This is a genomic window from Herminiimonas sp., assembly GCF_030645555.1.
Classification (GTDB): Bacteria; Pseudomonadota; Gammaproteobacteria; order Burkholderiales; family Burkholderiaceae_D; genus Oxalicibacterium.
The window spans coordinates 1-6,460 of sequence record NZ_JAUSME010000062.1 but is presented as its reverse complement, the minus strand read 5'-3'; the positions used below and the strand labels follow the sequence as shown (position 1 = coordinate 6,460).

The 6,460-nt window shown below is 54.9% G+C and carries 8 protein-coding genes; all 8 read right to left on the bottom strand.

Annotation, left to right across the window (positions count from 1 at the left end; genetic code table 11):
- The coding region (locus Q7T06_RS02580; protein ID WP_304779660.1) for an FHIPEP family type III secretion protein at window positions 1–196 on the bottom strand (196 nt) is incomplete at its 3' end.
- Window positions 193–1,365, bottom strand: coding sequence for a flagellar biosynthesis protein FlhB (flhB, locus tag Q7T06_RS02575; RefSeq protein ID WP_304779657.1), 1,173 nt, complete (start codon window positions 1,363–1,365; stop codon window positions 193–195). The genes Q7T06_RS02580 and flhB, both read right to left, overlap by 4 nt.
- 153 nt (window positions 1,366–1,518) lie before the next feature.
- Complete coding sequence (locus tag Q7T06_RS02570) at window positions 1,519–2,727, bottom strand: EAL and HDOD domain-containing protein (RefSeq protein WP_304779655.1); 1,209 nt, start codon at window positions 2,725–2,727, stop codon at window positions 1,519–1,521.
- Between the two features lie 62 nt (window positions 2,728–2,789).
- Window positions 2,790–3,440 (bottom strand): protein phosphatase CheZ, encoded by a 651-nt coding sequence (gene cheZ, locus Q7T06_RS02565; protein ID WP_304779653.1) that lies wholly within the window; start codon window positions 3,438–3,440, stop codon window positions 2,790–2,792.
- 25 nt (window positions 3,441–3,465) lie between these two features.
- On the bottom strand, window positions 3,466–3,864 hold the full coding sequence (cheY, locus tag Q7T06_RS02560; protein WP_304779650.1) for a chemotaxis response regulator CheY: 399 nt from the start codon (window positions 3,862–3,864) through the stop codon (window positions 3,466–3,468).
- Window positions 3,865–4,014: 150 nt separating this feature from the next.
- Window positions 4,015–5,088, bottom strand: coding sequence for a chemotaxis response regulator protein-glutamate methylesterase (locus Q7T06_RS02555; RefSeq protein ID WP_304779647.1), 1,074 nt, complete (start codon window positions 5,086–5,088; stop codon window positions 4,015–4,017).
- A 41-nt stretch (window positions 5,089–5,129) separates the two neighbouring features.
- Window positions 5,130–5,741, bottom strand: coding sequence for a chemoreceptor glutamine deamidase CheD (cheD, locus tag Q7T06_RS02550; protein ID WP_304779644.1), 612 nt, complete (start codon window positions 5,739–5,741; stop codon window positions 5,130–5,132).
- 10 nt (window positions 5,742–5,751) lie between these two features.
- Window positions 5,752–6,460, bottom strand: a 709-nt coding sequence (locus tag Q7T06_RS02545) for a CheR family methyltransferase (RefSeq protein WP_304779640.1), incomplete at its 5' end; no start/stop codon positions are given.

Below are 6,460 nucleotides of genomic sequence, written 5' to 3'. Positions count from 1 at the left end.
CCAGCGGCTTAACCGTATACAGCGCGGTCAGCAGGACGATGATCGACAGCGCGATATTGAAGCTGAAGAAAATATCGAGCACGATGGCCGGTAGCGGCAAGATCATCATCGACAGCATCATGATGATGATCAGCGGTGCCGCGATGGCTTTTGAACCCGGGCCCGTCATCCAGGCTGGCATTTTCAGGCTATTCATTGTGGCAGGCCATTGGTATCTGCATCTTCTGCAGCGGGGTTGAGAGGATCAAGCTGCGGCGGCACGTCGAGATCGGCCGGTTTTTCAGGACGCGCACCGCCGTTCTTGCTGTAGGCGCGCAACTGGAATACATAGGCCAGCACTTCTGCGACTGCGATATACAGCGCTTCCGGGATTTCATCGCCGAGTTCTGCATGGCGAAACAGCGCACGCGCCAATGGCGGCGCTTCGAGTATCACCACATTGTTTTCCAGCGCCAGTTCGCGGATTTTGGCCGCGACTTCATCGGCACCCTTGGCCACGACTTGCGGCGCGCGCATGCCGTTTTCAGAATATTTCAGTGCGACCGCATAGTGCGTCGGGTTGGTGACGACCACGTCTGCGGTCGGTACTTCGGACATCATCCGGCGACGCGCCATTTCACGTTGTTGCTGGCGTATCTTGGCCTTGATTTCCGGGTTACCGTCGGATTCCTTGGCTTCCTGGCGGACATCCTGACGCGACATCATCAGTTTTTTCGCGTGTTGCCACATTTGATATGGCGCATCGATGGCGGCAATAAGGATCAAACCGCTGACGATGAAAACGAAGCTGACCAGCAGCAAATGACCCAGATGCGCCGAACCCGATCGCAGGGGCTCCACGCTCAAGGCCAGCACTGCATCGATTTCATACTTGATCACCATCCAGGCGATGGCGCCGACCAGGATGGTTTTGGCTATGGCCTTGCCCAGCTCCACTGCGGAACGGGTAGATACCATATTGCCGAGGCCCTTGAATGGATTCATGCGACCGAAATCAGGCTGCAAGGCCTGGGCGCTGAACAGCCAGCCGCCTATCAGCATCGGCGATACCAGCGCCACCACGATCAGGATCAGTGCGGCAGGCGCGAAAACGATGAGTAAGCTGACTATGCTGGCGGCGGTACGGGTCAGCAGCAACTGCATGTCAAACGCCAGCTCCCTGTCGAAGGACAGGCCGGATGCCAGCATGCGGTTGAGTTCGGCCACCATATTGTCGCCGGTGAACCAGAAAGCAGCGCTCGCACCGAGTAACAGCGTGCAGGTCGCCAGCTCGCGCGAACGCGGCACGTCACCCTGCTCCCGCGCCTGTTCCAGCTTGCGCGGTGACGCGGGTTCTGTCTTTTCGAGATCACTTTCTTCAGCCAAAGCCGACTCCTGGGGCAATCCGGTAGACGTTCAATATGACGCCATGCGGACCAATGAGTCGATTATTGGCTAGAAAGCTTCGAGGTGATCGAGGGAATAGGGTGGGAAATACCCGCTTTTTAAATGTTGCCAGGCGGATATGTGAAAAAAAGCCTAGATTTTAATGCTGTGCGCCCAGGCCAGTGCTGCCAGGTGCGCTTCATTGACTTGACGCGCATTGACAAAGATCGCATCGGCCAGCGCGCTTATATCGCCATTATTGGATTCGCAGGCCTCGGCCAGCGCCAGGAAAGGGCCATACATGCCTTCCCGTGTCAGCAAGGCTTGCGACACCGGTTCGGAAAGATGGATTTTTTCCAGTATTTCTTCCATCGGGATGCCCAGCAAGCGGTCCAGCAGCGAAAACATGCCGACCACAAACAGATTCTCGGCCTCATTCTTGGGCAGGATGCCCTGCCCGGCCAATTCGGCAAAACGCCCGCGCACGATTGCGGTTTGCATCAAGACGGCCGAATGACTGTTGGCGCTGGCCGTTGCCAGCAACAGTGACAACCAGCGATACAAGGGTGAATAACCCAGCATCGTGACGGCATGACGCAGGGATTGTATCTCCACGCCTAGACCGAAGCCGACGTTGTTGATATAGCGGAATAATTTGTATGACAATGCAGCGTCACGCTTGAGGACGTTTTCCAGCTCGCGCACATCGGCATTCTGACGCACCATATCCATCAATTGCACGATGATGATTTGCGCCGAATTCAAGCCTTGTTTTTCTTTGCTTGGACGCGGAGTCAGGTAAAGATTGCCGATGAATGCATGCAAGCCGGTGGCCATGCAGGTATCGTATTCCTGCCAGTTGGCGATATGGCGCGCCACTTTGACTGCCGGTGATTGAAGGTTGGCCAATGCCGCCCTTGCCTCGGCATCCTCACCACCGAACTTGCCTTCGATGTGACTGACGACGTTCAGCAAGGGGCTGCCTGGCGCCAGTGTTTCCGCATCACGCAAGGAAATGCCATAGCCCTGCTGGCGCAATTCCATCACTGTCTTGAGCGTGTCTGCATCGGCCAGATCGGCCGCCGTCAGCTGGAACACCGTATTTTTTGCCGGTAGTGTTTGCACCACGTCGGAGGCTATCAAGGCTGGCGTGGCTTCAAAAAACAGCACGTTATCCTTGAGCAGCCAGCCCGATTCTTCATCGCGTAATTGTGTGGCCGCAAACCTTGCCAATTCCAGCAAGTCTTCATCGCTGGCCATGCCGCCATCTTGCTCATTGCTGTACCAGCGCAGTTCGTATCCCTGTATCTGCTGGGCTGCATTCAGGAGCGGTTCTCGAACAATGAATTTGTTTTCAGACATGGGACCGATGAGAGAGATAAGAACAGGAATGGAAAGGATGGTGCGTCACGCTCACCAATGAATTAAAACCCCAGGCTTTCAAGCAAATCATCTACCTGCGCCTGACCGGCGACCACATCATTGCCGACCGGGTTGATTTGCGGGCCATTCAGCAAGCCGGTATCGACTTCACGCTTGATTTCCGGCGGCGCGTAATCGACCAGCAATTGCAGCAATTGCTGCTCCAGGCCATGGGCGAGCTCGGTGACTTTCTTGATGACCTGCCCGGTCAAATCCTGAAAATCCTGCGCCATCATGATATTCATCAAATGCTGCTTGGTTTCCACCGCTGCGCCCTGGGTTGTCGCCAGGTAAGCGGCCGTACGCTGCGCCATCGCGCGATATTTTTCTTCTGAAAACTCAGACTGCAGCGCCTGTTGCCAATCGGTCGAAAGCGCCGCGGCATCGGCTTGTATCCGGTCTTGCAGCGGGCCGGCAGCTTCCGTCGCAGTCAATACGCGCTGCGCCGCCTGCTCCGTCATGCGCGCAACATAGTCAAGACGATCGCGCGCGTTGGGGATGTCGTGCGAGGCACGTTCTATCAATTGGTCGAAGCCCAAACCGCGCAAGCTGTCATGCAGTGCGCGCGTCATGTGGCCGACGCGCGACAATACTTCGTCGTGCGAGATCTCGGCAGCTTCGCCGTCCACACCGTGCATGGAAGCGGGCGTCATTGCTACACCTGGGGTGGTGCTCAACTCAGGCTCCGGCTGCAGCCAGTTTTTCGAATATCTTCGCCAGTTTTTCATCCAGCGTAGCCGCGGTAAATGGCTTGACCACATAGCCATTTGCGCCTGCTTGTGCGGCAGCGATAATGTTTTCTTTTTTCGCTTCTGCCGTCACCATCAAGACCGGCAACTTGCACAATGCAGGATCGGCACGGATGTTTTGCAACATCGTCAAGCCATCCATATTCGGCATATTCCAGTCGGATACGACGAAATCGAATTGCTCGCTTCTCAGTTTCGCGAGCGCCATTACGCCGTCTTCGGCTTCATCAACGTTCGTATAGCCCAGCTCTTTCAAGAGATTGCGGACGATGCGGCGCATGGTTGAAAAATCATCAACGACTAGAAATTTGGTGTTTGGACCTGCCATGAATTACTCCATTGATTCTTTAAATCGTTATAAATCTAGAAAGAGTTTGAAGCTGCTTGCACAGCTCCTCTTTTTTCGACATCTTGCCATTATGCACTGATGATGCAGCAGAAATGGAAGAATTCCAACCCTGCCGTTCCAGCAGCCTGTTTATACCCTCAATGCACGACTGCCGTGCGTTGCCAGATAACCTAAAACCATACCCGGCAATGCCTGCAGCGCGCCCACTTCGTGCGTACCACCGACAGCAATCGCTTCGCGCGGCATGCCAAATACCACGCAGGATGCTTCATCCTGGGCAAAATTATAGGCGCCGGCATTTTTCATTTCCAGCATGCCTAGCGCGCCATCCTTGCCCATGCCCGTCAAAATAACACCAACCGCGTTCTTGCCTGCATGGACAGCCGCGGAATGAAACAAGACATCGACCGATGGACGATGACGATTGACCGGTGGCCCCTGGTCGAGTTGAGTCATGTAGTTGGCACCGCTACGCACCAGTTGCAGATGTGAATGTCCGGGTGCGAGGTAGGCATGGCCGGGCAATATACGCTCGCCACCCTCAGACTCCTTGACGTCAATTTTGCACAGGTTATCCAGCCGCTGCGCAAAAGACTTGGTAAAGCCGGGCGGCATGTGCTGGGTGATCAAGATGCCCGGGCAATCGGATGGCATCTGGATCAGGAAATCCTTGATCGCCTCGGTGCCGCCGGTCGACGCGCCTATGATGATCAGCTTCTCGCTACTGGTCAAAGGATTGCGTATCAAAGGCAAGGCACTCTCTGTCGCCGGCTTGCTTGGGTCATGAATCTGGCGCGCCTTGACCTTGGCCTTGGAAGCGGCACGGATTTTGTCGGCGATCAGTTCCGTGTATTCCAGCATGCCGCTCTGGATAGACATCTTCGGCTTGGTGACAAAATCAACTGCGCCCAATTCCAGTGCGCGCAAGGTGATTTCAGATCCGCGCTCGGTCAGCGATGACACCATGACGACCGGCATCGGCCGCAAGCGCATCAATTTCTCGAGAAAATCGAGACCGTCCATGCGCGGCATTTCCACATCCAGTGTCAACACATCGGGGTTGGTCTGCTTGATCAAGTCCCGCGCGATGATGGGATCCGGCGCCACGCCGACGACTTCCATGTCCGGCTGGCTGTTGATAATTTCCTTCATCACGCCACGGATCAATGCCGAGTCGTCCACAATCAATACTTTTATTTTCATAATGCCACCTAGGCGAATCTTCTCTTATTGGGCTACCGCGATCAGGAAAACAGCTCGATATCGCCGGCGACATTGTTCGTCTGCAGACGGTTGGCGTAATCCTGTTCGCGATTGACCAGCGTGTTGTTGTTCAACTGCTTGAGCTTCTTGACCAGTACTTTGCCGCTGCGCGGGAAGTAATATACTTTGCGCGGATGGATGTCATTCAAATCCTCGGCAAGCACGCGGATATTTTCCACCTTCAGAAAATTGCGCACGAACTGCGCATTGCGCTCGCCCACATTCAATGAAGAAAACCCGCGCAATACTGCACCGCCGCCAAACACCTTGGCTTCCAGGTTTTCACGTTTGGCGCCCGCCTTCAACAAATCGTTGATCAATATTTCCATCGCGTAGGTACCGTAGCGCGCTGAAGCAGAAATCGGGCTGTCCAGGTCGGCGCCGCTGTCCGGCAGCATGAAATGGTTCATGCCGCCTACGCCCGATACGCGATCACGTATGCAAGCCGACACACATGAGCCCAGTACCGTCACGATCATCATATCCTTGCCTGTGTAGTAATACTCACCAGGCAAGATCTTGGCCGCATCACAATCGAATGCCCGGTCGTAATAGACATTCGTGGCGAAATGCTCTTTGGTTAATTCACTCATCAATTTTGCCTCATGCGCGACGCAACTGCGCACCATTCATTTTTCGGTTCGGGTCCAGCTCATACACTGTTTTACCGCGCAACTTGAATGCATCGGTTACATACAGGAAGTTCTCTGAATGTCCGGCAAACAACAAACCATCCGGCTTCATCAGTGGCGCAAAGCGATCCAGTATTTTCCCTTGTGTAGGCTTGTCGAAATAGATCATCACGTTGCGACAGAAAATCACGTCGAACGGCCCGGCAACGCCCCAGTTGTCAGCCAGCAGGTTCACCTGCTTGAAGGTAATCATCTGCCGCAGCTCGGGGCGCACGCGCACCATGCCTTCGCGATCGCCTTTGCCGCGCAGGAAAAAGCGCTTCGCACGCTCCGGCGACATCTTGTCGAGTCGGTCCATGGAATAAACACCATTGGCGCCGGCGTTCAATACATTGGTGTCTATGTCGGTGGCAATGATGCGTACCGGCGGCGTCAAGGTATTGAATGCTTCGCACGCAGTCATCGCTATCGAGTACGGCTCTTCACCGGTAGAGGCGGCCGAACACCAGATCTCTATCGGTTCCTTGACCTTTTTCAGATGCTCGGCAAGCAGCGGGAAATGGTGTGATTCGCGGAAAAACGAGGTCAGGTTAGTGGTCAGGGCATTGGTGAATGCTTCCCACTCGTCGGCATCGTCGCCATGCTCGAGCTTGTCCAGATAGGTGACAAACGATGCTATG

What these genes read in the sequence shown, in the direction of transcription:
- cheZ (WP_304779653.1), bottom strand. Translation starts at nt 3,440, where the DNA reads ATGACGCCCGCTTCCATGCACGGTGTGGACGGCGAAGCTGCCGAGATC.
- cheY (WP_304779650.1), bottom strand. Translation starts at nt 3,864, where the DNA reads ATGGCAGGTCCAAACACCAAATTTCTAGTCGTTGATGATTTTTCAACC.
- Q7T06_RS02570 (WP_304779655.1), bottom strand. Translation starts at nt 2,727, where the DNA reads ATGTCTGAAAACAAATTCATTGTTCGAGAACCGCTCCTGAATGCAGCC.
- Q7T06_RS02555 (WP_304779647.1), bottom strand. Translation starts at nt 5,088, where the DNA reads ATGAAAATAAAAGTATTGATTGTGGACGACTCGGCATTGATCCGTGGC.
- cheD (WP_304779644.1), bottom strand. Translation starts at nt 5,741, where the DNA reads ATGAGTGAATTAACCAAAGAGCATTTCGCCACGAATGTCTATTACGAC.